This is a genomic window from Methylophilus sp., assembly GCF_052437885.1.
Classification (GTDB): Bacteria; Pseudomonadota; Gammaproteobacteria; order Burkholderiales; family Methylophilaceae; genus Methylophilus.
Map to the genome: position 1 here is coordinate 1 of NZ_JBQVPB010000018.1, position 25,696 is coordinate 25,696.

Consider the following 25,696-nt stretch of genomic DNA (forward strand, 5'->3'; position numbering starts at 1 on the left):
TAGCGCAGTCAGCGTGGGAGGGGTCGGCCAGCGTCTGTTCGAGTTCCGCGGTGGCTTGCGCAGTGTGCAAGCCGCTAGGGCGAGTTTCGTTGGACGCCCACGTTGACGAGCAACGCAGGGAAAAAGCGGAAGCTAGGGTGCCCTTTCTTTTGGTTACTTATTCTTTGGGCAAGCAAAGAAAAGTAACTCGCCGAGGGGCGAAATAAAATGCCGAAATAGAGCACAGAGCTATCCAAATAAATACCTACTAAAACCTCCAGCAAGCGCGACATCTGCACCCTAATTGCAATCAAGCTAAGCATTCACCTTGCCTGGATAGCCGTCCCTCGAAACTTCGCTACGCTACGTTTTCCGGCCTCCGCCGGAATGACGGATTAATGTAGCGCGCACGGTTTGCGCATAAACCAACCGTTGCACATGCTCAGAAAACCTCCAGCTTTAATGATCTCTCAGCCTATAAACACTAAGCCTGACCGCTACATTCTTTTGTGAAAATTAAAAAACTAGTCCGGCTAGTCCGTTGTTAATTTCTCTGCAACATTCACTCTATAGACTTGCACCTCGAATTAACTCGACTGCGATGGATATGAAGAAGTCTACCCTTGGTTTAATAGCCAGCCTCTGTTTGATGACCCTTGCTTTACCGGCGAAGGCCGCCTGGAATTCAGACTGGGCCACCCAACAAAAAATCAGCATAGACACAGCCAGCGTGAAGGAAGCCGTGAACCAGGCGCCTGTGCTGGTACGTTTGCATTCGGGAAATTTCGATTTCACCGGTGCCAATGTCGATGGCTCGGATATCCGCTTTATTGCTGCGGATGACAAAACTGAACTCAAGTTCTCACTTGAGAAATATGATGCGGTGAACGAGCTGGCGGTCGCCTGGGTAGTGCTGCCGCAATTGTCTTCTGCCAACAAAGACCTGGCCATCAGCCTGTACACAGGTAATGAGTCGGCCAAGCCTGGTAGCGACGCACAGGCGCTCAATGATACCGCGCTGGTGGCACGCTTTGCCTTCTCTGAAAATGCTTTGCTGAAAGATAGCGGCCCGGGCCAGCTGACAGCCAGCGGCAATGCCACCCAGCAAAAAGCCGGCCTGATCGCCGAGAGTGCAGTGCTCAACAATAGTCCGTTGACCATCACCCTGCCAGCCGCGCCGCAGCTGGCCGATGGAGCGACCTGGTCAGTGTGGCTGAAAGCGGCCAGCCTGCCGCAAACGGCTGCAGTGTTCAAGACCGGCAATATCAGCCTGAACCTGGACGGTAATACCCTGGCCTTGCAGGCAGGTGCTGCCAGCACACGCGGTGGCGAATTAAAGCCCGGCCAGTGGCAACATGTGGCGCTGGTATTCCAGGGTGGCCAGGCCATTCTTTATATCAATGGGCAATCTGTTGCCCAGGTTGCCGCCAGTGATGCACAGGCCGCGGCCAGCTTGACCGTAGGTGAGGCACTGAGTGCCGAGATCGATGAGTTGCAACTGGCATCCACAGCACGTAGCGCTGCCTGGCTGGAGCTGGTCGCGCAATCGCAAGGTGCTGATGCCAAACTGATCGTCGTGACTTCTGCCGGTGAAAGTGATGCCGAAGAGGGCGGTGAACCTAATTATATGGGCATCCTGATCGACAGTCTGACCGTCGATGCCAAAGTGGTGATAGGCATACTGGCCGTGATGTTCTTCATCAGTGTCTGGGTCATGTTCAGCAAAGCGGTGCTGGTCACCCGTACTGACAAAGACAATGCGCTGTTCCTGCAACGTTTCCAGAAAGCTTCAGCCGCAGATCTGCTGACGCTGGACAAAGCCGGCAATTACCCTAACTCCACGCTGTTCGGCTTGTACCAGGCTGGCCTGCGCGAGATCAGAAAGCGGGAACATGACGGCAAGGTGTCGTTAAGCGGTGCCTCTATCGATGCGATCAAGGCCGCTGTCGATGCTGACCAGGTGCGCGAGACACAGCGCATGAACAGCCTGATGGTGTTGCTGACCATTGCGATCTCCGGCGGCCCTTTCCTGGGTCTGTTAGGTACGGTGGTCGGTGTGATGATCACCTTTGCCGCGATCGCCGCCGCCGGTGACGTCAACGTCAACGCCATTGCACCGGGTATCGCCGCTGCGTTGCTGGCCACTGTCGCTGGTCTGGCGGTCGCTATCCCGGCCCTGTTTGGTTACAACTACCTGGCCAGTCGTGTCAAAAACATCACCATCGCCATGCAGATCTTTGTCGATGAGTTCATCACCCGCACTGCCGAACTGTACGGTAAGGAATAAGGCAGCGCGATGTCAGAAGGCGTCAAGGAAGAGAACCAGCTTTATGATGAGATCAACATTACGCCCATGCTGGACCTGGCGTATGTGTTGCTGGTGATTTTTATCATCATGACCACCGCTTCAGTGCAGGGCGTCAAAGTCGAAATGCCGCATACCGTCAACTCTGCGGCACTGGCCAAGCCGCAAATGCGCGCCATTACGGTCAGTAGTGACGGCAGTGTCTATCTGGATGCTTTCCCGGTCGATATGGCACAGCTGGAACAGCGTCTGGCCGAATACAAGGGCAGTAACCCCGAGTTGCCGGTGGTGCTTAAAGGCGATGCTGCAGCGCATTACGAAAAGATCTCCGAAGTGCTGGAGATCTGCAAGCGGCTGGATATCACCGAAGTCGGCCTGGTCACCAAAAAGGTTGTGGAATAAGCATGCAAGTTCAAAACGACGCACAACCCTACGACACCATCAACATCACGCCCATGCTGGACCTGGCTTATGTGCTGCTGGTGATCTTTATCCTGATGACCACGGCGGGCGTGCAGGGGCTGACCATGAATCTGCCCAAGCCTTCCAACAAACCCAGCACCGAGAAACACGACCTCAAGATAGTGCAGGTGCAGCAGGGCGGCACGCTGACTATCAATGGCGTGGGCGTGAACATGGCCGAACTGGAGACCCAGCTCAACCAGGCCAAGGCTATGGACCCCAAGGTCAATATCATGATCAAGGGCCAGGCACAGGCGCCTTATGCCGGCGTGATCTCGGTGATAGACCTGGTCAACCGGCTGCAGATAGAAAATGTCGGCCTGGTCACCGGCAAGATAGGGACGTAAGCCATGGCATCACATGAACTGGACCCTATTTCAGAGCCGCTGCCGCCCTCTGCGGCACGTGTCTGGCTGACGCGTATCGCGATCGTATTGCTGCTGCTGGCGGTACTGGTCGGTATCGGCTACGGCTTTAAAAAACTGTTCTCTGGCGGCCAGCCGCATAAAAAGCAGATCACTACTGTCAAGCTGCTGCCGGATACACCACCGCCTCCGCCGCCACCGCCTCCGAAAGAGCCGCCCAAGGAGACGCCTAAAGAGCAACCCAAGGAAGCGCCCAAGGAGCCTGAGCCCAAGCCGGCAGAAGCACCACCGGCGGAAAACCTGAAAATGGAAGGCCCGGCCGGCGATGGCCCTAGCGCGTTTCAGTCAGGGGCGGTCAACAATGAATACAAAGGCGGCGATGTCACCACCGGCCCCAGGATAGGCGGCAAAAAGAATATGGCGGCCTTTGCCTGGTTCACCGGCAAGGTGGATGCACAGATTAAAAAGACGCTGGCAGCCGAGAGCGGCCTGAACAAGACCAAGTACCAGGTCGAAGTCAGGGTGTTTTTAAATGCACAGGGCGATATAGACCATGCAGAACTGATAGCTTCCACCGGTGACCAGGAGACTGATGCCCTGATACGCAAGGCATTGGCTCACGTGGCACCGCTAGGGGAATCAGCACCTGAAGATATGCCACGCAAAGTGGTGATACGGGTGACTTCACAAAATATGTCCTGATCGTGTGCTGACCGGGCAAGCCCGGACATAGCCATGCAGCGCTCGGGCAGTTGTAAAAGATAAGGGTAACAAGGGAAAGATAATGAAAATTCAAGCAAAAAACTGGGTGATCCCAATGATGGTGGCGGCCATATTCGGCTCGCAGACCGATATCGCCAGTGCCAGTGAGCGTGAGTCACTGGAAGAGGTAAGAGCGACCACCATGAGCCTGATCGAGCTGCTGGTGCAGGAAGGCGTGCTTTCAAAAGAGAAAGCCGACGCCTTGCTGAAACAGGCGCAGCTGGCAAAACAGAAAGCCAAGGAAGAAGCGGACGCAGCAGCAGCGCAAGCCGAGACAGTCGCAGAAAAGCCGGCTGAAGGCCAGCCTAAGGCTATCCGCGTGCAATATGTGCCTGAGCATGTCAAAAACGAGATGCGTGCCGAAATCGAGCAGGAAGTCATGAAAAAGCTCAATTACAAGGCGGGTGAGCGCCTGGGTGTGCCGGAGTGGATAGACCGTATTGAATGGACAGGCGAGTTGCGCCTGCGCTACCAGGAAGACATGTTCAGCGAGAATAATGTGATCCCCGGCGTGCTGTCGTCATCAGAAGTGCGCAATGTGGTGGTCAATAACTCAACCGAAGACCGTGAGCGCCATCGTATCCGCGCATTGTTCGGCGCCAATCTGCATATCAATGACTGGTTGACCGGCGGTATCCGTTTCCAGACCGGCCTGTTGCAGACGCCGGTGACGCCTAACCAGACCGAGGGTTTCTCGCAGGGTAAATTCGTGTTCGGCCTGGACCGTGCTTTTCTGGAAGCGAAACCGTATGACTGGCTGACCCTGACGGGCGGCCGTTTCGCCAATCCTTTCTTTACCAGCAACCGTACTTTTGGCACCGATCTGATCTGGGACCCGGATCTGGCGTTTGATGGTTTTGTGGCGAGCGCCAACCCGGCCATCAACAAGCACTGGAAGCTGTTCTCCAGCGTGGGTGCCTATCCGATAGAAGAGATTGAAAGCTCTAATATCAACAAGGCGAAAGATAAGTGGCTGTATGCCGCGCAGGGTGGTGTGGAGTGGACTTCAAGCAACGATAGCAAAGTCAAACTAGGCGTGGCTTTTTATGACTTCAAGAATGTAGAAGGCGAACTCAACCCGATAGGCGATCCAAACCGCTATGCAGGCACCGTGCCGTTATGGCGCCAAAAAGGCAACAGCACCTTCAGTGTAGACGGCCTGAATGCCAATCGCTGTGGTGCAGGTGGCCCTTGTGGTTTGGCCTCACAGTTCCAGCTGATCAACTTTACCGGCGAAGTGGACCTGGCGGCATTCGACCCGGTACACGTTATTCTGCATGGTGCTTACGTGAAAAACATAGGCTTTGACCAGCAGGAGATCCTGCGTCGTACCGGCAACGTTTACAAAGAGGAAAACGAAGGCTACGAGCTATCGCTGATGGTAGGCCATCAGTCAGTGAGAAAACTGCATGACTGGCAAGTGTTCGGCGGCTATCGCCGACTGGAAGCGGATGCGGTCATGGATGGCTTCACCGATTCTAACTTCCACCTGGGTGGTACAGATGCCAAAGGCTTCTTTATCGGCGGCCAGTATGGCATAGGTAAAAATGCCTGGTTATCCTCAAGGTATATCAGCACTGACGAGATCTCGGGCTTGCCGTTCTCGGTGGATACCTTCTTTGTCGACCTGAATGGCAGATTCTAGGAGCACGGCATGAAACTCATCTCATCTATGGTTGTGGGGCTTTTGCTGCTGGGCATGCAGGCACCGGTGCAGGCGGCTGAAAAGCAGGACAAGGCGGCGAAACGCGCTGCGATCCTGATGCAGAAGATGAAGCAGGATATGGAAGCAGAGAAAACGGCGCTGCAGACCGAGTTCGAGCAGGAAAAGAAAAGCATGTCTGATGCCCTGAGCCACGCCCAGAATGCAGAGCGTGCGCATTCTGCCAAACTGCAGGGCCAGGCTAAACGCACGCAGCAGCTGCAGGCTGAGGCGAGCAGGCTGGGCAGTGAAAAGGCGGCATTAGCCACCCAGCTGCAACAGTTGCAAGCGCAGCTGGCAGAACAGACGCAGGGCCGCGAAACCGCTGAGCAGCAACTGCAGTCAGCCAGGGCAGATCTGGGCGTCAATGATGCACAGCGCAAGAAGCTGGTCAGCAATGTGAGTGCTGCGCATCAGCAGCTGGTGTCCTGCGAAGAGAAGAACAGCCGCCTGTATGCCTATGGTAATGATCTGGTCGGCCTGTATGCGGATGCAAGTGCCTACCGCAAAGCCATGCGTGAAGAGCCTTTCTTTCAACTCAAGCGCGTAGAGCTTGAAAACCTGTTACAAAACAAACGCAGCCAGCTGCTTGAAAATAAAGTTGATACAATAGCAAGCCCCTGACCATCGCATGTGGTTGAGGGGCTTCCGTGACTTTAAGTATAGGCTGAGCTGATGTCTTTTCAACTGCAATCCCTGTTCACCCTGCACGAGCGGGCCAGGATCTATCCTTTTATCGGCTTTATCCTGTTGCTGGCTTGCGAGCCTTTGCTTGCCTCGGGGCTGAGCTGGCTGGGGCTGGGCAGCCAACCGACCTACCTGTTGCGTACGCTGGCCGCCGTCGCATTATTGCTTTATTTCTGGCGTGACTATACAGAGTTGTCGCTGGCGCCCTCTTTTTACCACGGCGTGATCGCCATCCTGAGCGGGCTGCTGGTGTTCGCCATCTGGATATTGCCTTATCCGGCATGGATGGGCGGTTATGTTGCCGCTGATAGCAAAGCTTTACCTTTGTACGATGCGATGGATGTGTTCTGGCTGGTTTGTCGCTGGAGCGGCTCCGCGCTGGTGGTGCCTGTCATCGAAGAACTGTTCTGGCGCGCCTATTTGATGCGCAGGCTGGAACATGCCGAGTTTATGGCAGTCTCACCCGCTGCCGTGGGCACTTATGCAGTGCTGGTAAGTAGCGTATTATTTGCCATTGAACACCAGCTCTGGTTCGCCGGGCTACTGGCCGGCCTGATCTACGCCGGCCTGTACCGTAGATACCAGCTGCTGTGGGTCGCGGTACTGGCGCACATGGTGACCAATGGCGTGCTGGGCGCGTGGGTGGTGCTTGGTGGACATTGGCAATACTGGTAAATGAGTGTGGTAACATACATTGTGAACAATAGAGCATACCAAAGCTCAGGTGACGTTAAGAAACATAGTTCTGGCGCGCTATAAACATAAGCACAATTTAGATGAATTTTATTAAAGGGTGATGATGAAAAAAATTGCATTAATCGTACCAGCACTGATGCTGGTCATGGCAGGTTGCAGCAAGCACGAAGAATCCGCCAAAGGCTCCACGCAAGTGGTGGCCAAAGTCAATGGCGATGAGATCACGGTGCACCAGCTGAACTTTGCACTTTCCAAAGCAGGCAAGATAGACCAGGCGCAGCTGAAGCCTGCTTCAGAAAAAGTCCTGCAACAAATGGTAGATGTTGAATTGCTCAAGCAAAAAGCACTGGCTGCCAAGCTGGACCGCGACCCGAATGTATTGCAGGTATTGGAAGCGACCAGGCAACAACTGTTAGCGCAAGCCTACATGCAAAAAGTGGCTGCCAAGCAAGCGCAGCCATCCAGTGACGACATCAAGAAATTCTACGACACGCATCCTGAGTTGTTCAGCGAGCGTAATGTCTATGTGATCCAGGAATTCGTGGTCAAAGACGGCAACCAGCATGCCAGCGAGATCGAAGCGGGTATTACGCCTGCCAAGACCGGCGACGAACTGGGCAAATGGTTGAAAGACAATAACTATGTGTTTACCGCCAATGCCAGCAGAAAAGCCGCCGAACAATTACCGCTGGACCTGCTGAAAAAGCTGAACACGCTCAAAAGCGGTGATACGCTGATCGTTAAAGGCCCAGATGCCCTGGTGCTGCTGTTCCTGGCCAAAGTAGACCGCCAACCTGTTGAAGTGGATAAAGCCAAGCCGGTGATCCAGCAATATCTGGTGAACGCCGGTCAGCAGACCCTGATCAAAAATGAAGTGGCCGCTTTGCGCAAAGAAGCCAAAGTGGAGTTCTTTGGCGATTTCTCAACACTGACACTGGATAGCAAGCCAGCCGCCGTTCCAGCCACCGCGCCGGTTGCAGGCAAAGCAGATGCACCTGCTCTGCCTGCAGCACCAGCCGCCCCCGGAGAGGCCGCGCCTCAGCCAGGTGGACATAATAAAGCCATTGAAAAAGGCCTGTCAGGCTTGTAATCGCTGATAGCGTCATGAATAAAGCCCCGGCATGCCGGGGCTTTTTCTTTGTAGTGGCTGGCATGCGCTGCATCCGCGGATCGCCTGACTGGCGCTGGCGTCAACAGCTGCGGCTGAGTGGCTCACAGAAGGTCAATGCGGCAGAAACCAGGCTAGTGCCGGTGTTTCCTGCGCCAGCTTAACCAGCCGGCAACCAGCAATAATGCCGGCAGGCCAAACTGGAAACTGTTGAACAACAGCAGCAACCAGGTCTGCCGTGCAGGCAGCAGAATAACGCTATCGCGTAAAGGTGCCACCGGCAGGCTGACACTGGGCTGGTTGTTGACCACCCATTGCAGGCTCTGCATGCTGAGTGCCAGGTTGCCGCCACGCTGCTGCTGGGCATTGCTGAAAAAGCCCGTGCTGCCTATCACCACTATCCTTTGCAGCTCACCCGAGGGTTGTGTCTTTTCCAGCGCCAGCATGATGGTCGCTGGCCCCTGTGTATCCGTTTGCGCGTTGAAAGCCGGCAGTTTTTCTGCATGGGCCATGCGATAGGCGCTACTGGCCCAACCGTGCTCTGCCGCGGCAACCAGTGGCAGCGTGCGCCAGGGGTCTTGCGGCTGCCGGTGACGCACGATGGCATGTGCCTGCTCAAAAAAACTGCGCAGGGAGAACTCCTGGGTCGGCCCTTGCCCGGAGTAGCGTTGCGTACTCAGCGCATGCAATGGGATATCGTACTGGCGGTTGGCCGGGTCTATCACCATGCCTGGACTGATAGCCAGCCCCAGTGAGTCTGCCACGGCCTGCAGCCCTTGCCTGGCCGGGTCGTCTACCAGCCACACCAGATTGCCACCTTTGCTGATATGCGTCTGTATCGCTGTTACCTGCGCCTGAGAATAGGGCTGGCTCGCGCCAGCCAGTACCAGCACAGGCAGTTTTTTTTCCGCGCTGGCGAGGGCAAGGTCCGGGCTGTCTAGCAGCTGTAAGCCGGCTGCGCGTATGGCTGCCGCCAGCTGGCTGGCACCATCGCCAGCGCTACTGTCCAGTGCCGTCTCGCCTTGGCCGCTAGAGAACAGCACGGGCGCCCGCGCGCCGTGTTGCAGTTGCAGCAGCACATTGGTGAATGCCTCTTCGCTGTAAGGCAGGTACATGCGCTGTTGTTGCCCGCGATAGCGGATGATCATTTCGCCTTCTTTTTTGATCTGCTGCTCGCGCGCCAGCGCAGGAGCTGTAGACGGGTCTATAAACTGCAACTGGATAGCGGGGTGGATATGCTGGTAACGTTGCACCAGCGACTGTATGGACTTTCTGAAGTAGCGGCCTTTGTAAGGGCTGTTGCTGCTGAACGCCGTGACTTCTATAGGCGCAGGTAATGCCTGCAATACCGTGATACTGGCTTTGGATAAAGTGTTGCGCTGATTGTTGGTATGGTCGGTGATGATATTGAAATGCCAGGCCAGCACACCCAGTGCCAGCGTCACCAGCAATAAACCAGGCACCACCAGGCGGTGCTGCCATAGCAGTGTTGTGAGCGATAACCAGGATCTGGCCGGTTTGGAAAGTAGTGGATTAGCCATACAACCGATCAGCATGTAAGCGGCGAATAGAAAGCAGGATAAAGAAGGCCGCGAACAGCACAAAGAATAAGACATCGTAACTGTTGAGCATGCCAAGTGCGAACTGGCGGTAGTGCTGCATCAGCGAGAAATCGTGAAACAGTACCTGATTGTTATCGGCAAAAAACTTGTCCAGCAACAACCAGACCATCAGCGCAGCCAGGCTGCCGAAAGCCGCCAGGATAGGATTGGCCGTCAGGCAGGAGACATACAGGCCCAGCGCGCTGCTGGCAACCACCAGCAGCCATAGACCCAGCGCGTGGGTGAGCAGGTAGGGGATATCTATTTCGGCCCACGGCAACATCATGGCTATCATCACCACCATGGTCACTATCAGCAGGCTGAGGTAGCTGACGATACCCAGCAACTTGCCCAGTATCAGTTCGCTCATGGACAATGGCGCGCTCATCAGCAGGGCCATGGTCTGGTTCTTGCGCTCTTCACTGATCAGTTTCATGCTGATCAGTGGCACCACGAACAGCATCAGCATCGCCGCCACGCCAAACACACCTTCGGCCATGAATTGCGTGATGCCTATCTTCTGCACCTGCCATTGTGCGCTTTGCATGATCTCAAAATACTGGTTGAAACTTAAACTGTAGTAAGTGCCGACGATGGCCTGGAAAATAGCCAGTACCAGCCAGCCCATAGGCGTGGCAAACAGGCTGCGGAGTTCTTTGCGGGCAATGATCAGTATCATGCAGGGTACCGGGTGTGGGCGTTAAAGCCCTTTGATGATGCCGAAACGCACGGCGATATGCACCAGCTGGCCGGTGGTCTCCACCCCCAGCTTCTGCCGCACACTGGTCTGGATATTGGCCACGGTCTTGTAGCCTATATGCATGCCTTTGGCGATTGCCGCCAGCGCTTCTCCCTGCGCGATACGCCTAAACACCTCGAATTCGCGTGGCGACAGCTTCTGGATAGGGTTCTCCTGGCTTTCCAGATGGTACATGGAGAGGTTTTGAGCCAGCTCATTGTTGATAAAGCGTCCGCCACGCAGTATTTTTTGCACGGCTTCCATCACCACTTCCGGCGGTTCGGTTTTGGTCACATAACCGCGGGCTCCTGCCTGGATGGCGCGCGTCGCATAGATACAGTCATCATGCATGCTGAACACGAGTACGCGCATTTGCGGTTTGCGATGCAAAATACGTTTGAGTGTCTCCAGCCCGCCTATGCCCGGCATATCCAGATCCAGGATCAACAGCTCGGGGTGATGTTTTTCTACCAGTAAACAGGCTTCTTCACCATTCAGGGCATCGGTGGTTACCTGATGGTTGGCCTGCTCAAGCAATGTGCGTAGACCTTGTCTGAGCATGGCGTGGTCATCGGCGATCATTACTTTTGCCATCAATGCTTATCCTTTATTTCTTGTTGGCAAACGTGATATTCACACATTTGTCGTTGGCGAATGTCAGCTCGGCGGTATTGAAATACTTGTTTGGCGCGTACTGGATCTTGCCGCGGTAATACCACATCTCGACATTGTCGCCATTGCCTGAAACCGCCTGTCCTTTTTCCTGCAGGATCTGGTCGGCATTATGGGGTTTGACGGCGCTTTCCTTTTTCACAGGTTTACCCAGGTTCTCTTCTACAAAGTCGCGCGATTTGCCGCTGTAGGCCTCGAGAAAAGGGCGTTCTTCCGTGTTCAGGTCTTTGGCTGGCAAATATAGCGGGAAAGCCAGTGCGATCAACGCTAGCCATTTACGATGTTGCATAATCATTTACTCCTGATGCTGAGGGTGAAAGGGATGTCTGGGGCAGCTTTTTTCGCTGCACCTCCGGTAAGGGGATCAGTCCGGTGATCATGGTGCCCGCTTGCAAACCGCTCATCAGTTTGAAGGTGCCCTGCTGGGACTCAATGCGTTCACGCATGCCTACCAGCCCGACGCCTTCGGTAGATTGCGTGGTATCCATGCCCAGGCCATTGTCGCGGATCTCGATCTGCAGCAGGGAGGCACCCTGTCTGGTGACGATGTGGATATCCACCCAGATCTCACTGGCATGTGCGTGACGCGTGATATTGGTCAAGGCCTCCTGCACGACGCGAAACGCCACAATGTTGATATCTTCATGCAACACATAATCACTGGTATCCAGTTGCAGATGGCACTCCACTTTGGGATTGAGTTTTTGCCAGTCGTTGACCAGCCTTTCTACTGCGCCTATCAGTCCAAGCGAGTCTAGCGCCGGTGGCCGCAAATGTTTGATCAGTACACGTATGGATTGTTGTACATGTTGGGTGTTGGAAGCGATCCTGACTGCGATGACATTGGCCTGGGCAGGCGTGCTTTTTTGCAGCGCCAGTGCGTCCATGCGGATCGCCGTCAGATACTGGCCGGTTTCGTCGTGAATCTCGCTGGCGATATATTTACGTTCCTGCTCTTGTACCTGCATGGCATGGCGGGCCAGTACGCGGTTTTCTTTTAAGGTGCGTTCCAGGTCCAGCTCTACCAGGCATTGTTCAGTCATGTCGACCAGGTAACCATGTATCTGCGCGCTGTTGTTTTTTTCTGCCGGTACATAGACAAACCTGGCGCCAACATAGCACGGCAAACCGTCCGGCCTGCAGATGTGCAGCTTATTGAAATTGATTTCCTGGTGATGTTGCAGTTGTGCCACAAACGCGCTCCAGTCGAAATCAAACAGTTTCCTGGCATTGCGGTCGCTGTTCTGCGGCCGGCAGATACGATCAAAGGCACGGTTATGCATGCCGATATTGCCATTGGTATCCAGCACGACATTGCCGGTCAGGTCGCCATCAAACAGGGTCTTGTATAGTTGCTGGCTACTCAGTAACTGAGCTTCGGTTAACTGGCGGCGCTCAACCTCGGCATGGATCTCACGGATGCGGCGCTGGCTGAACCAGGCGCTGAACAATACAAACACAAACAATGTGAGCGGGACTTCATCCAGCTGTGCATATTCATAAGTCAATAACCAGGCAGTGACATGCTCGGCCAGGTCAAACTCGGATGAGAGCGCAAACGTAAGCGCCACGCCCGTCATCACAATGAGCGTGTCCTGACCAGGGCGGCCTAATTTGCCAAATTTTTGAATAACAGCAATCACAGGGTAGACCAGTTAGTAAGGATGCATGAATGAAACAATGCTTCAGGAAACTTAAGAAGGCCAGGCATCGCCGACCCGTTTAATTCAGCGCGACTTCTATAAGCACTTGATCTGGCGCCTCTCAAATCCAGTGGCACTGAATGTAGTGCGACTTTATTCAGTGGCACTTAATTTAGCGCCACCTTCCTTGAGTGGCACTTAATGAGCGCGACCTTGTTCAGTGGCACTTAACGTAGCGCGACCTATTCAGTGGCACTTAACGTAGCGCCACTATAGACCACATCTCAATCAACTGCCTCGTGAAAAATTCCCGTATATGGCCGGTCTTCATGAATGAATTGTTGAAGCAATGATAGGGAATCATTCATCTATTGCCTTTGTTACAAATTATTAACAATTCAGGTCGTGCAGTGCGGCATTCGGGGGGATGTCGCAACACCACGTGAAACTCATTCTTGAGAGATTAGGAGATAGTATGAAAGTAACATCATCTAGTGCCATTCTTGGCGCTTTGGTCGGGGGCCTGTTTGCAGGCTTTTCTGGCCTGGCCATGGCAGATGCAGAGCTGGACAAGCAGGTAAACACACCTGGCGCCTGGCCGATCGCAACTGGTGGCTATTATAGCCAGCACAACAGCCCATTGGCTCAAATCAATAAATCCAACGTAAAAAATGTAAAAGCGGCATGGTCATTCTCTACTGGTGTACTCAATGGCCATGAAGGTGCGCCATTGGTCATCGGCGACATGATGTACATCCACTCTGCTTTCCCAAACAATACTTACGCCCTGAACCTGAATGATCCGGGCAAGATCGTCTGGCAGCATAAACCCAAGCAGGATGCTTCTACCAAAGCGGTGATGTGCTGTGACGTGGTTGACCGCGGCCTGGCATACGGCGCTGGCCAGATCATCAAGAAACAGGCCAATGGTCATTTGCTGGCACTGGATGCCAAAACCGGCAAAACCAACTGGGAAGTGGAAGTCTGTGACCCTAAAGTGGGTTCTACACTGACACAGGCTCCGTTCGTGGCTAAAGACACCATCCTTATGGGTTGTTCAGGTGCCGAGCTGGGTGTGCGTGGTGCTGTGAATGCCTTCGACCTGAAAACAGGTGAGTTGAAATGGCGTGCCTTTGCTACAGGTTCTGATGACTCTGTGCGTCTGGCTAAAGACTTCAACAAAGACAATCCACACTATGGTCAATTCGGCCTGGGTACCAAAACCTGGGAAGGCGATGCCTGGAAGATCGGTGGCGGTACAAACTGGGGTTGGTATGCTTATGACCCTAAATTGAACCTGTTCTACTACGGTTCTGGCAACCCGGCACCATGGAACGAAACCATGCGTCCTGGCGACAACAAGTGGACCATGACTATCTGGGGTCGCGATCTGGACACCGGCATGGCGAAATGGGGTTACCAGAAAACGCCTCACGATGAGTGGGATTTTGCTGGTGTGAACCAGATGGTGCTGACCGACCAGCCAGTCAACGGCAAAGTGACACCATTGCTGAGCCACATTGACCGTAACGGTATCCTCTACACATTGAACCGCGAGAACGGCAACCTGATCGTTGCTGAAAAAGTCGACCCGGCTGTGAACGTGTTCAAAAAAGTGGATCTGAAAACCGGCACCCCGGTACGTGACCCTGAGTTTGCAACCCGTATGGACCACAAAGGTACCAATATTTGTCCATCAGCGATGGGCTTCCACAACCAGGGCGTTGACTCTTACGATCCTGAAAGCCGTACGCTGTACGCAGGCCTGAACCACATTTGTATGGATTGGGAGCCGTTCATGCTGCCATACCGTGCAGGTCAGTTCTTCGTTGGTGCAACGCTGGCGATGTACCCAGGCCCTAACGGCCCGACCAAGAAAGAAATGGGTCAGATCCGTGCTTTCGACCTGACTACAGGTAAGGCGAAATGGACCAAGTGGGAGAAGTTCGCAGCCTGGGGCGGTACTTTGTACACCAAAGGTGGCCTGGTCTGGTACGCAACTCTGGACGGTTACCTGAAAGCTTTGGATAACAAAGACGGTAAAGAGCTGTGGAACTTCAAGATGCCTTCCGGTGGTATCGGATCACCTATGACTTACTCCTTCAAGGGTAAGCAGTACGTGGGCAGCATGTACGGTGTAGGCGGCTGGCCTGGTGTAGGTCTGGTGTTTGACCTGACAGACCCTAGCGCTGGTTTGGGTGCGGTTGGTGCGTTCAAAGAACTGCAGAACCACACACAAATGGGCGGTGGCCTGATGGTGTTCAGCCTGTAATCAACACAGTGAACCTGTAGCTGTAATGTGCAGGATGGCCGTCTGACGCAAGGAATGCCGGCCATCCTGTTCTCTCTAATGGAGAAGAAAACAAATGTTTGCTGATGTGAAAAGAAATAGTCGTCGCTGGTTGGGCGTTTGCCTGTCTGTGACCCTGAGTGTGATGGCATTGCCCGCACTTGCTGCCGATGCACTGAATATCTGTGCCGGTAAATCCGAATTACCTTTCTCCAATGACAAAAAAGAAGGCTTTGAGAACAAGATCGCTGCTGTCATTGGCAAAACCCTGAATGTGCCGGTCAATTATTTCTGGTGGACCAACCCGTTAACCTTGCAAAAGGACATGGAAGAAGGCAAATGTGATGTGCTGCTGGGCACTGACCCCAACGACCCGCGTGTGCTGGTCACCAAACCCTATTACCGTTCTTCCTATGTGTTCGTCACCCGTGCCGACCGCGAGATCGATGTCACCTCCTGGGACCATCCCTACCTCAAGGAAAAGAATTTTCGTATCGGTGTGATGCCGGATAGCCCGGGCAAAAACATGTTGCTGCAGATCAACCGCTTTGATGACATGTTCGATTACTTCACCGAGATCCAGAATTTCCAGTCCACGCGTAACCGCTATGTGCATGTCGAGCCTTCACGCCTGGTGAATGATGTGTCTAGCAAGCATCTGCATATGGCCATGCTGTGGGCGCCTGAAGCGGCTCGTTATGTGCGTGCCTCGGAAGTGCCATTGAAAATGGTGAATGTCGAAGACAACGCCAAAAAGACCAACGGTGAAAAGATCCCCATGCATTACAACGTGGTGATGGGCGTCAGCAAAAAACGCCCCGAGCTGGTGGAAGCCTTGAATGGCGTGATCGATAAACACGGGGCTGAGATCACCGCCATCCTCACCGATGAAGGTATCCCTCTGCTGGCCCTGCACTGAATCACAATCCTGATTAATTAGTTTTTGGAGTTTGAATTGAAAGAATCTCAACAATCCCAGTCGCAGCCACTGCCGTTGCGTCGTGTGAAACAACAGCTGGCGATGGCGTTCGGCATCTCTGGCCTGGTCATGGCGACCTTCTTTACCGTGGCTTGTGCCAAGGATGACACGGCTGCGCAGGCCGACAGTGCCAGCAAGACCGCACCAGCCAAAGTAGCGCTCAAGGACGGTCCTGCGATCGAGTTCCGCGGCACGCTGTCGGGCGATGTGCTGGATCTGTCACCTATGGAAGGCGAGACTTTTACCGCAGAAGCCAAGCACTTTCTGGCCACCGGCGAGAACCCGTATACCGGCAATGCAGAAGAAGTGAAAAAAGGCTACACGATCTTTTCTACCGCTTGTTCCGGCTGCCACGGTCACCTGGCTGAAGGCAAGCTGGGGCCGGCACTGGCTGACGATTACTGGACCTACCCCAAGAACGAGACCGATAAAGGTATCTTTGAAACCATTTATGGCGGTGCTGCCGGCATGATGGGGCCACAACAGGGCCGTATGACTGTCGACGAGATCCTGCATGTGATCGCCTGGATACGCCATCAGGCCGATGAGAACGTCAAAAACGGCGGCGCGGCACCACACGGTTAAACCCATTATCGGATCGTCTTGCTGGTGGGCGCTCTGTTAATTGAAAACAATACACCAGCTAATTTGTGATTAAGGAGAAAGTGATGAAACACGTATTGACATTACTGGCGGTGGCCGGAGTGTTTGCAGTGTCAAATCAGGCGCTGGCTTACGACGGTCAAAGTTGTAAAGAGCCAGGTAACTGCTGGGAAGCCAAACCCGGCTATCCGGAAAAGATTGCGGGTAGCAAATATGACCCGAAACATGATCCGGTAGAACTCAACAAGCAAGAGGAATCCATCAAAGCGATGGATGCACGCAATGCAAAACGTATTGCTAATGCAAAATCCAACGGCAATTTCGTGTTTGACGTGAAGTAATCTTAATTCCCCCCAAAGAGAGCGCTGAATGGTTGCGTGAAGGGGCAAAGTGCCAGACGCATGGAACGCAGAACCCGAGATGTCGAGCAGACCAGGGTTTCAAGTGCCGCGCCAGCTTGCAATTTGCACGTATAGCCAATTATTCAGTGTTTTCCCACGAGACTGATGACGTTTTGTGCTCAGTTTCAACCTCCCTTGTATGTGACAGACCGGTGTCGATTGCAGGTAGTCGGCAGTGGTCTGTTTCATCCTGAATCATGGATCGTGTATGGAAAATAAAATCGAATTAGCTGCCTGGCGCGAACGTGCCCTGGCATTTGAACAGGCGCTCAACAGCGTGGTAGTTGGCATGCCTGAGCAAACGCGTGCCCTGACCATCGCCATTTTTTCACGCGGCCACGTGTTGCTGGAAGGCGATGTGGGCGTAGGGAAAACCACGCTGTTGCGCGCGGCGGCCCAGTTGCTGGGTGGTGGCTATCAACGCATAGAGGGTGCCATAGACCTGATGCCCAGCGATTTTCTTTACCATGCCTATATCAATGAGCAAGGCCAGGCCGCCGTCAAACCCGGCCCGCTGTTGCAGCATGATGAGGCGCTGGCGGTATTTTTCTTTAACGAGATCAACCGTGCCCGCCCGCAGGCGCATGCCCTGTTCCTGCGTTTGATGGCTGAGCGCTCTGTGAATGCCTTCAACCGTGAATACCGTTTCCCGCACCTGACCGTGTTTGCCGACCGCAACCGCCTGGAAAGGGAAGAGACTTTTGAGATCCCGGCCGCTGCGCGTGACCGCTTTTTGATGGAGATCGCAGTGCAGGCACCGGATGCGCGTGAGCTGCAGCGGGCATTGATGTTCGACACGCGTTTTTATGATGTGGATGCACTGATACAGAGCTTGCCATCCGGCCTGACCCCTTACCATCAATTGAACCTGGTCGCCGAAACCATACAGGGAACAGTGCGGGCCGAAATCGCCTTGCAGGAGTATGCCGTCGATCTGTGGCGGGCACTGAAAGACCCGCTGGCCGCAGGTATCCAACTGCCAGATGTGGATATGTCGCGCTTGCTGGCTGGTGGCGCCAGCCCGCGCGGTACCGCCATGCTGATGCGCAGTGCGCGCACGCGTGCCTGGATAGAAGGCCGCGATTATCTGACCCCGGATGATATCCGTGCCGTGTGGCCATTCGTCATGACCCACAGAGTGTTCTTCAATGGTGCTTATGCCTTGCAGCACGCACGTCTGGCACCGCTGCTGTTGCAGGCGGTCCTGGATAAGGTGTCTGCGCCTTAGTCTGGCGGCAGTCTGTTGTTACCGTTATGGCTATCCTGTCAGCACCAACCGCAAATGTATCCGCGATGACTGCAGCACCCTCGCAGCTGCACGCCAGTTTTGAGCCGCGCCAGTTTTTTTACAATATCAACTGGCGTTCCAGGGCTTATCACGCCGGGGCTACCCTGACCACCCACCATGGCAATGGCAGTGATTTTGCCGGTTTTGCCCCGCTGCTGGCCTGCCCGGACCCGAAACGCATAGATATACGTGCCAGTGTGCGCACCGTGCCCAGGCAATGGCTGGTGCGGACTTATCTGGAACGTGCTGCCGTGCGCGTCTATGCCATTATCGATGTCTCCAGCTCCATGTTCTTTGCGGGCGAAGCCAATATGCGCCAGCAGGTGACAGAGTTTGTTTCCTCGCTGGCCTGGTCTGCCAACCGCCAGGGCGATGCCTTCGCCATGCGCGCTGCAGACGATCACGAACAACTGGCCTTGCAGGTGTTGCCCAGTTTTCAGCCAGGGACGGCGCAGGCAGTGGCACAACAGATCACCCGCTTCTGGCAACAGGCTGCAACGACGGCTAGCGCGGATGGCCGCAGTGCCAGGGCCATGCCGGAAACCATATCGTCACTGGGGCCGCAGCGCGCGCTGGTGTTGCTGCTTTCTGATTTTTACTGGCCTGAGGCCTTGCTGCAACAAACCCTGCAAGCCGGACAGCATCACGATGTGATCCCGGTCGTGCTGCGCGACCATACCGCGACGGCGGGCTTGCCCGCCTTTGGCTGGGCACGTCTGCGCGATATGGAAAGCGGAGAACAGCGCAGCTGGATGTTGCGGCGTGGTCTGCACCAGCAGATCGCCGAGCACGCCCAACAGCAAAAACAGGCACTCAATGCACGCTTTTTAAAAGCGGGTACGCGCTCACCCTTGTGGTTGAACCCGGGCTGGCGTGCCGAAGAAGTGAGTCGTCATCTGATGGAGAGCATGTCATGACCAAGGGCTTGCATGCAGTGCATGGGCAAAAACAAACACGCACATTCATACTGGTTTGCAGCCTGCTGTGGCTGGCTGGCACGCAGCTGTCATCTGCGGCCAGCACTATGCAGCCGCGCGCTGAAAGCCATACCCGCGAAACCGATTACACCCTGGGCAGTATCGCGCGGCAACATATCAGCCTGCATGTGCCACCCGGTTTTGAACTCGATGCGGCCAGTTTGCCGGCGCCTGCGCAGAATGAAGCCATAGAACTCAGGCAAGCACACTGGACACACAGTGACAGCAAAAACGAGCGCCTGATACAGCTGGTGATCGACTGGCAGATTTTTGTGGCCGGTGACACGGTGAAGACCCTGCCGCTCAAGAACCTGCACCTGCAATTCAAACGTGAGCAGCAGCGCCTGACGCTGGATGTGCCTGCGGACAAGGTCATTGTTTCCAGCCTGCTGCCAGCGCGTATCGATGCCGAGCACGTCAAGCTGTATGCGGATGCGCCATTGCCGGAATGGCCGCTGGACAGACAGTTGTGGCAGCTGGCGGGCTGGTTTTCTGTGCTGGGTTGCGGCCTGGTTTACTTTGCCTGGTATCTGGGCTGGATACAGTTGCCGCAGGAAAAACACATGCCGTTCAGGCAGGCGTGGCGCGCCATACGCCGATCCAGGCACGACCAGAACGAGACCCGTATGCAAGCCATGCGGCTGATCAGCCGTGCGCTGGATCAGTTTGCCGGCTATGCCGTCACCGCCGAAAACCTGCCCGGGCTGCTTGCCAGCCAGTCAGCCCTCACGCCTTACCGTGACCTGTTGCAGCATTTTTACCAGCAGCTTCAGCAGACTTTTTTTGCCGGTCAGCCTGTGTCTTTGTCGCTGCATGAGTTGCAGCAGCTGGCCAAGACCTTAAGCCAGGTGGAGATTACCTGAATATGTGGCAGGAAAGCGCGCAAAGCGTATTGCTGGCTAGCGGCTTGCATGAGCACTGGGGGCTGACGGATCTCTGGCCATTGCTGCTGCTGCCACTGGCGGTGTTGCCCTGGGTGTTGCGCGGGCAAACGGATTTTCCGCACCCGGCACTGCAAGGCTTGCCGGCTGACCCGCTGGCAGCCTGGCTGGATCGCTTGTGGAAGATCGCCTTAAGTGTATTGATACTGGCACTGAGCCTGGCGCTCACCGGCCCTTACCTGAAATCGCAATATGTGGAAAAAGTAGGGCGTGGCGCGCATGTGATGATAGTGCTGGATCGCAGTGCCAGCATGAACGAGCCGTTTGCGAAAAAAGCAGATGATGCGCAGGCGCGCGTGCCAAAAATGGAAGTGGCACGCAAGGTGCTGAAAACCCTGGTGGCACAAGGGCATGATGATCTGATGGGCATGGTCACTTTCAGTACTTCGCCTATCCTGGCCGCGCCACTGGGCAATGACCGGGCGTTTGTGCAGGCGGCGCTGGATGCTACCGAAGCCGGGGGCATGGGCTTTACCGCGGTGGCACGCGGCCTGGGCATGGCACTGGATTATTTTGCTGACCAGCCTGTGACTGGTGCCCGCGCCATGGTGCTGGTGTCTGACGGCGGCGCGCACCTGGATGGCAAGACGCAGGATATGTTGCGCGCCATGTTTATGCGCCAGAAAGCCTCGCTGTACTGGATCTACCTGCGCTCAGAGAGCGGTGTCAGTCTCAGGCAAAGCCTGGCAGAAGGCGAGAATATAGATGCCTATCCTGAATACGCGCTGCATGAATACTTCCAGACCCTGAATGTGCCTTACCGCGTGTATGAGGCTGAGAACCCGCAAGCGGTGATGGCGGCAGTGCGCGATATTTCCACCCTGAAAAATAAACCGACCCGCTACCTTGAGCCGGTGTCGCGGCAGGACCTAAGCCAGTACGCCTATGGCCTGGCGTGGCTGGCGGTGGTGTGCTTGATCGGCTTATATGCATTGGAATTGAAACGGTGGCAGACATGAATAAAAAACTGGCAGGGCTGTTGCGGCGTGGCGTGCTGTGGGCAGGGCTATTGAGTTTGATCGCGCTGGTGATGCTGATCAGGCAAGCCATAGCAATTTATCAGGCCGAGGTTTATAGAAGCAGTTTGCAGCCGCATGTGTTGATTGAAAATACCTTGCTGGGTGCCAACCAGACGCCGCAGGCATTGTTTGCCAATGCAGTGTTTTATGACGATCAGGTCAAGCCTGAGCAGGCATTGTCAGCCTATGCCGCACTGATCAGCAAACTGCCTGAAGGTGACGCGCTACGCCAGCAGGCCTATTTCAATTCGGGCAATCTCTACCTGCGCACGGCGATACGCCTGCTGGAACAACGAGGCCTGCCTGCCTGGGACGAAGCCGGTCCGCTGGTGGCCCTGGCCAAGGAAAGCTATCAGAAAGCCTTGCGGGTAGAGCCGGGTTGGTCCGAGGTCAAATATAACTACCACCTGGCATTGCGCCTGGCGCCGACCACGCATGGCATGTCCGGCCCGCAGCAATATGAAGATGAGCAGATCAAGGCAGAAGAAGAACCCAGCGGCTGGCCAGCCATGCCGGGCAACCCCAGAGGCATGCCGTGATGCGTATGCGTTTTTTCAGGGTATGGCGAGCGGCTTTTAACCGCCTGGCAGGTGGCTGGTCTGGCGAAGCTTCCAGGCTGCACACCAGTCGCAAGCTATGCCTGATAGCAGCCTTTGTGTTACTCAGCATCATCCTGTTCAGGCCACACCTGATGTTACCCAACCGCGTCTATGACTGGTATTTCGTGCTGGATATCACGCAGAGCATGAATGTGACCGATTACCAGGTGGCCGGCAAAAGCATCGGCCGTTTACAGATGGCCAAGCAGAGCATACGCAAAACCTTGTCGGCCTTGCCTTGTGGTTCGCGGGTAGCGCTGGGCATGTTTACCGAGCGCAATGTGGTGAATGTGGTGGAGCCGGTAGAGGTGTGTGCCCATTTTGCCGCGCTGGACCAGACCGTGGCCAGCATGGATTGGCGCATGGCCTGGGCGGCAGATTCGTTTATCGCGCATGGTCTGTATAACGCACTGGAACAGGCGCCGGAGCTAGGCAAGCAGATACGCGTCATGTTTTTCAGCGATGGCCAGCAGGCGCCGCCTGCCAACCCCAGATACATGCCCAGCTATGCCGGTAAGCCAGGCGACGTGCAGGGATACCTGGTCGGCATGGGCAAGCCAGTGGCGAGCAAGATCCCCAAACTGGATGAGAAGAATGCGGTTTCCGGCTACTGGGAACAAGAAGAAGTGCAGCGCTTCGGCAATTTCGGCATGGCCGAGACCTTGTCGGTACTGGCGATGGAACAAGGCCAGCATGACCGCAATGCCGGTCACGGCCCCGGTAATAATCTGCTGGATAACGCGCACCTGTCGGCGCTGGATGAACAGAACCTGCAGCGACTTTCTGACAACACCGGCCTTAACTATGTGCGGCTGGAACAGGCCGGGCAAAGCAGTGGCTGGGCGACCGGCCTGGGCATGACTGCCTGGCGCTGGGCCGATACCGACCTCAGGCCCTGGCTGGCGGTGCCGACCATCATATGCTGGCTGCTGTACCTGCTGCTGAGCTTTGCCGGCAGTGGCTGGTTACGGTGGCTGGTGCGACGCTGGTCTGCTGCCCGCTGGTTCGATATGGGCCAGGCCGTGCGCCGGCTAAAGATTTCAGGTAAGCAACACGTTTAGTTTTTTTGAGAAGGAGCAACAATGAAGTGGTCTTTATTACTGATAGGGTTAATGAGCGCAAATGTCTGGGCGCATGGCCCTACACCGCAGAAAACCGATGAATCCATACAGGTGAGTGCAGCGGCAGACGCGGTGTGGAAACGTGTCAGCGCCCCTTGTGGCCTGGCACAGTGGCATCCGCAAGTCACCGCCTGTGTCGCGGTGAATGACAAACAGCAAAAAATCACCCTTAAAAATGGCAAGCAGCTGCTGCAAGAGATCGATGAAGTGTCGGCCGCCGAGATGACAGTCTCTTACCGTCTGTCTGGCGATATCGATCTGGAAGCCCTGCCAGTCAGTTCACTGAATGGCAAGATCAAGGTCACCGCCGACGGAGGCAATGCCAAAGTGAGCTGGACCGCCCGCTACTACCGCGCGTTTACCGGCAATGAGCCACCAGCAGGGCAAGATGACGAATCCGCCAAGACTGCGGTGGATGCCTTCGTCCAGGAAGGCCTGCAAGGCTTGAAAGACGGACGTCAGAACGCGGCTGCCGCTGGCAACAGCGGCTGGCGCAATAAAGTCTGCGTCGCCATGCGGCCGGTGTTTAAAAGCCTGGGCATGTCGGTGTGTGCTTAAGGCCGGAGATGCCTGAGCCAGCGGGCCCTGCCATGCGATGGCGTGCATTCAGAAACTGCCTGCCAGTTGTTTTAGTGATGGCCGCCTGCCAGTCTGGCTATGCGGCTGCGCAAGAAACCTTGGTCACGCTGGTTGAAACCGATGATTCGCTGTGCCTGGCACATGGCGGCCAGCTGATCTCGGTCAGGCTGACCGACGCCGCGCTGGCCGCGCCGCAAGAGTCAGGAGAGGAGAGGCCGATAGAGGTGGGGCCAGTAGAAGTATGGGTAGACCGCTGGTTCATGCAGGTACAAACGGCTGACCATACCAAACATGTGCTCACCGTTGAAACGCCGGAACAGGAACTGGGTTGTTCGCAAAGCCTGGCAGGTCCGCAGCACTGGACGCTGGGTGCTATCAAACGCCTGCCGGCGGCGGGCGCCCCCAAAACAAAGGAGACACCATGACCACCGAAAGCCTATACCCCGCGCCGCTGAGCATAGACAGCCAGTCGCAGTTCAACCACTGTGTCACCGAGCATGCATTCCTGGTGATCATGTTCAGTGCCAGCTGGTGCGCACCCTGCCAGCCGTTTGCGAAAGTTTTCGCCGAGGTGGCCGCCCAGCATCCAGAGTTAATGTTTGCCACGGTAGATATAGATATCGCGACCGACCTGGCGCGCAATTTCCAGGTCACGCAAGTGCCTGCGCTGATGGTGGTACGTGAGCGTATTGTGATCGATATGATCAGCGGTGCCATGCATGCGCATGAACTCACCCATCATGTGCAGATGTGGCAGGCATTCGATATGACGGCTTTCTCCGCACATTTCGAGCAGAAGTCTATAGTTGGAAATCATGGCTGAGAATTAGGTTTATTGCCCAATTTACTCGTCTACCAAGGCATTGATCATTCCCGGATCAAGTATGAAAAATTCCCTGTCAATTGCAGGACGGCCTCTCAAGCCCCTGTTCAAACAAAAGCCTACCATTTGCAAATACAACCAATGTTAGTGAATGAAGCCTGTGCCGCAGACATTTAGAGCCCTGTTGTTGTGTGTGCTGGGCTTGTGCATGCCGGTGTGCGGAGAAGCTGCAGATTACGCCTATATTACTAACCAGGGTGCGCACACAGTCTCAATCGTCGATCTTCAGCAACTGAAGGTGGTGAATACCATAGTGGTAGGCAAGGCGCCGGTAGGGGTGGCCGTGGATAACCGCAATCAAGTCGTGTATGTGAGCAATGTGGAAGGGCACTCGCTATCTGTGATCGATATGCAGCGCCAGCAAATCAGCAACACGATAGCATTGCCTATCGCCCCAGTAGGGCTGACGGTGAGCAAAACAGGTGACCAGCTTTATGTCGCTGACTGGTATCACGATCACATACTGGTCGTGGCCGCCAACAGTGGGCAGGTGCTGGCGCAAATACAGGTTGGCCGTGCGCCAGGCGGCATGCAGCTGGCGCAGGATGACGCCACTTTGTATGTGGCTAACCGCGACAGCAATGATGTCAGTGTGATCGATACCCGGTCACGCAAGGAATCGCATAGGATCAAAGTCGGGCAACATCCATTCGGGCTAAGTTTAAGCCCGGATGGTAAGCAATTATTCGTAGTGAATGTGTATTCGAATGCCATCAGTGTCATAGACACTGCGACGCACAAGGTGGTGAGCACATTGGCCGTCGGTGAGCACCCTTACTGCGCGACCACAGACAGTAGTGGACAGTATTTATATGTCACCAATACCGGTGAAGATAGCGTGACTGTGATAGCCCTGGCTAGCCAGAAAGTGATGCGCAAGATACGCGTGCCGGGAACGCCAGAGGGCATCGCCTATGACGCAGCGCGGCAACAAGTGCTGGTGGCAAGCTGGATGGACAATGTGCTGGCGGTGATCGATGGTCAACGCCTGGTGTTAAGGCCATCTATTGAGGTTGGCTCGCAGCCACGCGCTTTTGGCCAGTTTATAGGGAGCGTTCCCTAGTTGATCTGCACACAAAGTTTATCTGGACACAAAAGCCGTCAATGGCGGTAGCAGCCAGCAAGGCGAAAGCGTTAAAAGCAATAGTAGTGTCGGGAATTTTTCCCTGATAAATCGGGAAGCATGCCGCTATTGGTGAAAAACCTGAACGCATAAGATGCAACTATCAATTTAAATTCTGAATTTGATTGATTTTGCATAAAGTATATCTCCATGTTCAGGCCGGTTGTTGCAG

27 protein-coding genes are annotated in these 25,696 nt (G+C 55.0%); 22 read left to right on the forward strand and 5 right to left on the reverse strand.

Going from position 1 to position 25,696, the window contains the following annotated elements; genetic code table 11:
• Positions 1-628 precede the first annotated feature (628 nt).
• From ACT6RZ_RS14110 to ACT6RZ_RS14145, 8 genes are all read left to right on the forward strand, one after another.
• Positions 629-2,266: a DUF2341 domain-containing protein gene (locus tag ACT6RZ_RS14110; protein ID WP_444702731.1), complete on the forward strand. Its 1,638-nt coding sequence runs from the start codon at positions 629-631 to the stop codon at positions 2,264-2,266.
• Positions 2,267-2,275: 9 nt separating this feature from the next.
• The gene (locus ACT6RZ_RS14115) at positions 2,276-2,686 is read left to right on the forward strand and encodes an ExbD/TolR family protein (RefSeq protein WP_444702732.1); all 411 of its coding nucleotides are present in this window, start codon (positions 2,276-2,278) and stop codon (positions 2,684-2,686) included.
• A gap of 2 nt (positions 2,687-2,688) precedes the next feature.
• Entirely contained in the window at positions 2,689-3,093 is a 405-nt protein-coding gene (locus ACT6RZ_RS14120; RefSeq protein ID WP_379054434.1) for an ExbD/TolR family protein, read from the forward strand.
• A gap of 3 nt (positions 3,094-3,096) precedes the next feature.
• Positions 3,097-3,813 carry a TonB C-terminal domain-containing protein gene (locus ACT6RZ_RS14125; protein WP_444702733.1) on the forward strand — a complete coding sequence of 239 codons (717 nt, stop codon included), beginning with the start codon at positions 3,097-3,099 and terminating at the stop codon, positions 3,811-3,813.
• 82 nt (positions 3,814-3,895) lie between these two features.
• Positions 3,896-5,518 carry a putative porin gene (locus ACT6RZ_RS14130; protein WP_444702734.1) on the forward strand — a complete coding sequence of 541 codons (1,623 nt, stop codon included), beginning with the start codon at positions 3,896-3,898 and terminating at the stop codon, positions 5,516-5,518.
• A 9-nt stretch (positions 5,519-5,527) separates the two neighbouring features.
• Positions 5,528-6,199, forward strand: coding sequence for a hypothetical protein (locus tag ACT6RZ_RS14135; RefSeq protein WP_444702735.1), 672 nt, complete (start codon positions 5,528-5,530; stop codon positions 6,197-6,199).
• 51 nt (positions 6,200-6,250) lie between these two features.
• Positions 6,251-6,937, forward strand: coding sequence for a CAAX prenyl protease-related protein (locus tag ACT6RZ_RS14140; protein ID WP_444702736.1), 687 nt, complete (start codon positions 6,251-6,253; stop codon positions 6,935-6,937).
• Between the two features lie 124 nt (positions 6,938-7,061).
• A complete protein-coding gene (locus ACT6RZ_RS14145; RefSeq protein ID WP_444702737.1) occupies positions 7,062-8,048 on the forward strand; it encodes an EpsD family peptidyl-prolyl cis-trans isomerase in 987 nt (328 codons plus the stop codon).
• Positions 8,049-8,200: 152 nt separating this feature from the next.
• On the opposite strand, the gene ACT6RZ_RS14150 is transcribed toward ACT6RZ_RS14145, so the two are convergent.
• Genes ACT6RZ_RS14150 through ACT6RZ_RS14170 form a run of 5 tightly spaced genes read right to left on the reverse strand, consistent with a single transcriptional unit; the run spans position 8,201 to position 12,658 of the window.
• Positions 8,201-9,607 (reverse strand): DUF4350 domain-containing protein, encoded by a 1,407-nt coding sequence (locus tag ACT6RZ_RS14150; RefSeq protein WP_444702738.1) that lies wholly within the window; start codon positions 9,605-9,607, stop codon positions 8,201-8,203.
• Positions 9,600-10,346 (reverse strand): ABC transporter permease, encoded by a 747-nt coding sequence (locus ACT6RZ_RS14155; RefSeq protein ID WP_444702739.1) that lies wholly within the window; start codon positions 10,344-10,346, stop codon positions 9,600-9,602. The genes ACT6RZ_RS14150 and ACT6RZ_RS14155 overlap by 8 nt, the downstream gene beginning before the upstream one ends.
• A 21-nt stretch (positions 10,347-10,367) precedes the next feature.
• Positions 10,368-11,000 carry a response regulator transcription factor gene (locus ACT6RZ_RS14160; RefSeq protein ID WP_379035294.1) on the reverse strand — a complete coding sequence of 211 codons (633 nt, stop codon included), beginning with the start codon at positions 10,998-11,000 and terminating at the stop codon, positions 10,368-10,370.
• A gap of 13 nt (positions 11,001-11,013) precedes the next feature.
• Positions 11,014-11,367, reverse strand: coding sequence for a hypothetical protein (locus tag ACT6RZ_RS14165; protein WP_444702740.1), 354 nt, complete (start codon positions 11,365-11,367; stop codon positions 11,014-11,016).
• Positions 11,354-12,658 carry a histidine kinase gene (locus tag ACT6RZ_RS14170; RefSeq protein ID WP_444702771.1) on the reverse strand — a complete coding sequence of 435 codons (1,305 nt, stop codon included), beginning with the start codon at positions 12,656-12,658 and terminating at the stop codon, positions 11,354-11,356. The genes ACT6RZ_RS14165 and ACT6RZ_RS14170 overlap by 14 nt, the downstream gene beginning before the upstream one ends.
• A gap of 538 nt (positions 12,659-13,196) precedes the next feature.
• On the opposite strand from ACT6RZ_RS14170, the gene ACT6RZ_RS14175 reads away from it, so the two are divergent.
• The 14 genes from ACT6RZ_RS14175 to ACT6RZ_RS14240 all read left to right on the forward strand — a co-directional run bounded on the left by ACT6RZ_RS14175 (position 13,197) and on the right by ACT6RZ_RS14240 (position 25,464).
• Positions 13,197-14,993 (forward strand): methanol/ethanol family PQQ-dependent dehydrogenase, encoded by a 1,797-nt coding sequence (locus ACT6RZ_RS14175; RefSeq protein WP_444702741.1) that lies wholly within the window; start codon positions 13,197-13,199, stop codon positions 14,991-14,993.
• Between the two features lie 94 nt (positions 14,994-15,087).
• Positions 15,088-15,930 (forward strand): methanol oxidation system protein MoxJ, encoded by an 843-nt coding sequence (gene moxJ / locus ACT6RZ_RS14180; protein ID WP_444702742.1) that lies wholly within the window; start codon positions 15,088-15,090, stop codon positions 15,928-15,930.
• A gap of 69 nt (positions 15,931-15,999) precedes the next feature.
• A complete protein-coding gene (gene moxG / locus ACT6RZ_RS14185; protein ID WP_444702772.1) occupies positions 16,000-16,575 on the forward strand; it encodes a cytochrome c(L), periplasmic in 576 nt (191 codons plus the stop codon).
• A gap of 83 nt (positions 16,576-16,658) precedes the next feature.
• Positions 16,659-16,934 (forward strand): methanol dehydrogenase, encoded by a 276-nt coding sequence (locus ACT6RZ_RS14190; RefSeq protein WP_379054459.1) that lies wholly within the window; start codon positions 16,659-16,661, stop codon positions 16,932-16,934.
• Positions 16,935-17,202: 268 nt separating this feature from the next.
• A complete protein-coding gene (locus tag ACT6RZ_RS14195; RefSeq protein WP_444702743.1) occupies positions 17,203-18,222 on the forward strand; it encodes an AAA family ATPase in 1,020 nt (339 codons plus the stop codon).
• Between the two features lie 65 nt (positions 18,223-18,287).
• Positions 18,288-19,199, forward strand: coding sequence for a DUF58 domain-containing protein (locus ACT6RZ_RS14200; RefSeq protein ID WP_444702744.1), 912 nt, complete (start codon positions 18,288-18,290; stop codon positions 19,197-19,199).
• Positions 19,196-20,122: a hypothetical protein gene (locus tag ACT6RZ_RS14205; RefSeq protein WP_444702745.1), complete on the forward strand. Its 927-nt coding sequence runs from the start codon at positions 19,196-19,198 to the stop codon at positions 20,120-20,122. The genes ACT6RZ_RS14200 and ACT6RZ_RS14205 overlap by 4 nt, the downstream gene beginning before the upstream one ends.
• A gap of 2 nt (positions 20,123-20,124) precedes the next feature.
• Positions 20,125-21,159 (forward strand): vWA domain-containing protein, encoded by a 1,035-nt coding sequence (locus ACT6RZ_RS14210; RefSeq protein ID WP_444702746.1) that lies wholly within the window; start codon positions 20,125-20,127, stop codon positions 21,157-21,159.
• Positions 21,156-21,758: a hypothetical protein gene (locus tag ACT6RZ_RS14215; protein WP_444702747.1), complete on the forward strand. Its 603-nt coding sequence runs from the start codon at positions 21,156-21,158 to the stop codon at positions 21,756-21,758. The genes ACT6RZ_RS14210 and ACT6RZ_RS14215 overlap by 4 nt, the downstream gene beginning before the upstream one ends.
• Positions 21,758-22,879: a VWA domain-containing protein gene (locus ACT6RZ_RS14220; protein WP_444702748.1), complete on the forward strand. Its 1,122-nt coding sequence runs from the start codon at positions 21,758-21,760 to the stop codon at positions 22,877-22,879. The genes ACT6RZ_RS14215 and ACT6RZ_RS14220 overlap by 1 nt, the downstream gene beginning before the upstream one ends.
• Positions 22,880-22,900: 21 nt before the next feature.
• The gene (locus tag ACT6RZ_RS14225) at positions 22,901-23,497 is read left to right on the forward strand and encodes an SRPBCC family protein (RefSeq protein WP_444702749.1); all 597 of its coding nucleotides are present in this window, start codon (positions 22,901-22,903) and stop codon (positions 23,495-23,497) included.
• Positions 23,498-23,529: 32 nt separating this feature from the next.
• Positions 23,530-23,943 (forward strand): hypothetical protein, encoded by a 414-nt coding sequence (locus tag ACT6RZ_RS14230; protein WP_444702750.1) that lies wholly within the window; start codon positions 23,530-23,532, stop codon positions 23,941-23,943.
• Positions 23,940-24,341, forward strand: coding sequence for a thioredoxin family protein (locus ACT6RZ_RS14235; protein WP_444702751.1), 402 nt, complete (start codon positions 23,940-23,942; stop codon positions 24,339-24,341). Before ACT6RZ_RS14230 ends, ACT6RZ_RS14235 begins: the two co-directional genes overlap by 4 nt.
• A 151-nt stretch (positions 24,342-24,492) precedes the next feature.
• Complete coding sequence (locus ACT6RZ_RS14240) at positions 24,493-25,464, forward strand: YVTN family beta-propeller repeat protein (protein WP_444702752.1); 972 nt, start codon at positions 24,493-24,495, stop codon at positions 25,462-25,464.
• Positions 25,465-25,696: the final 232 nt, after the last annotated feature.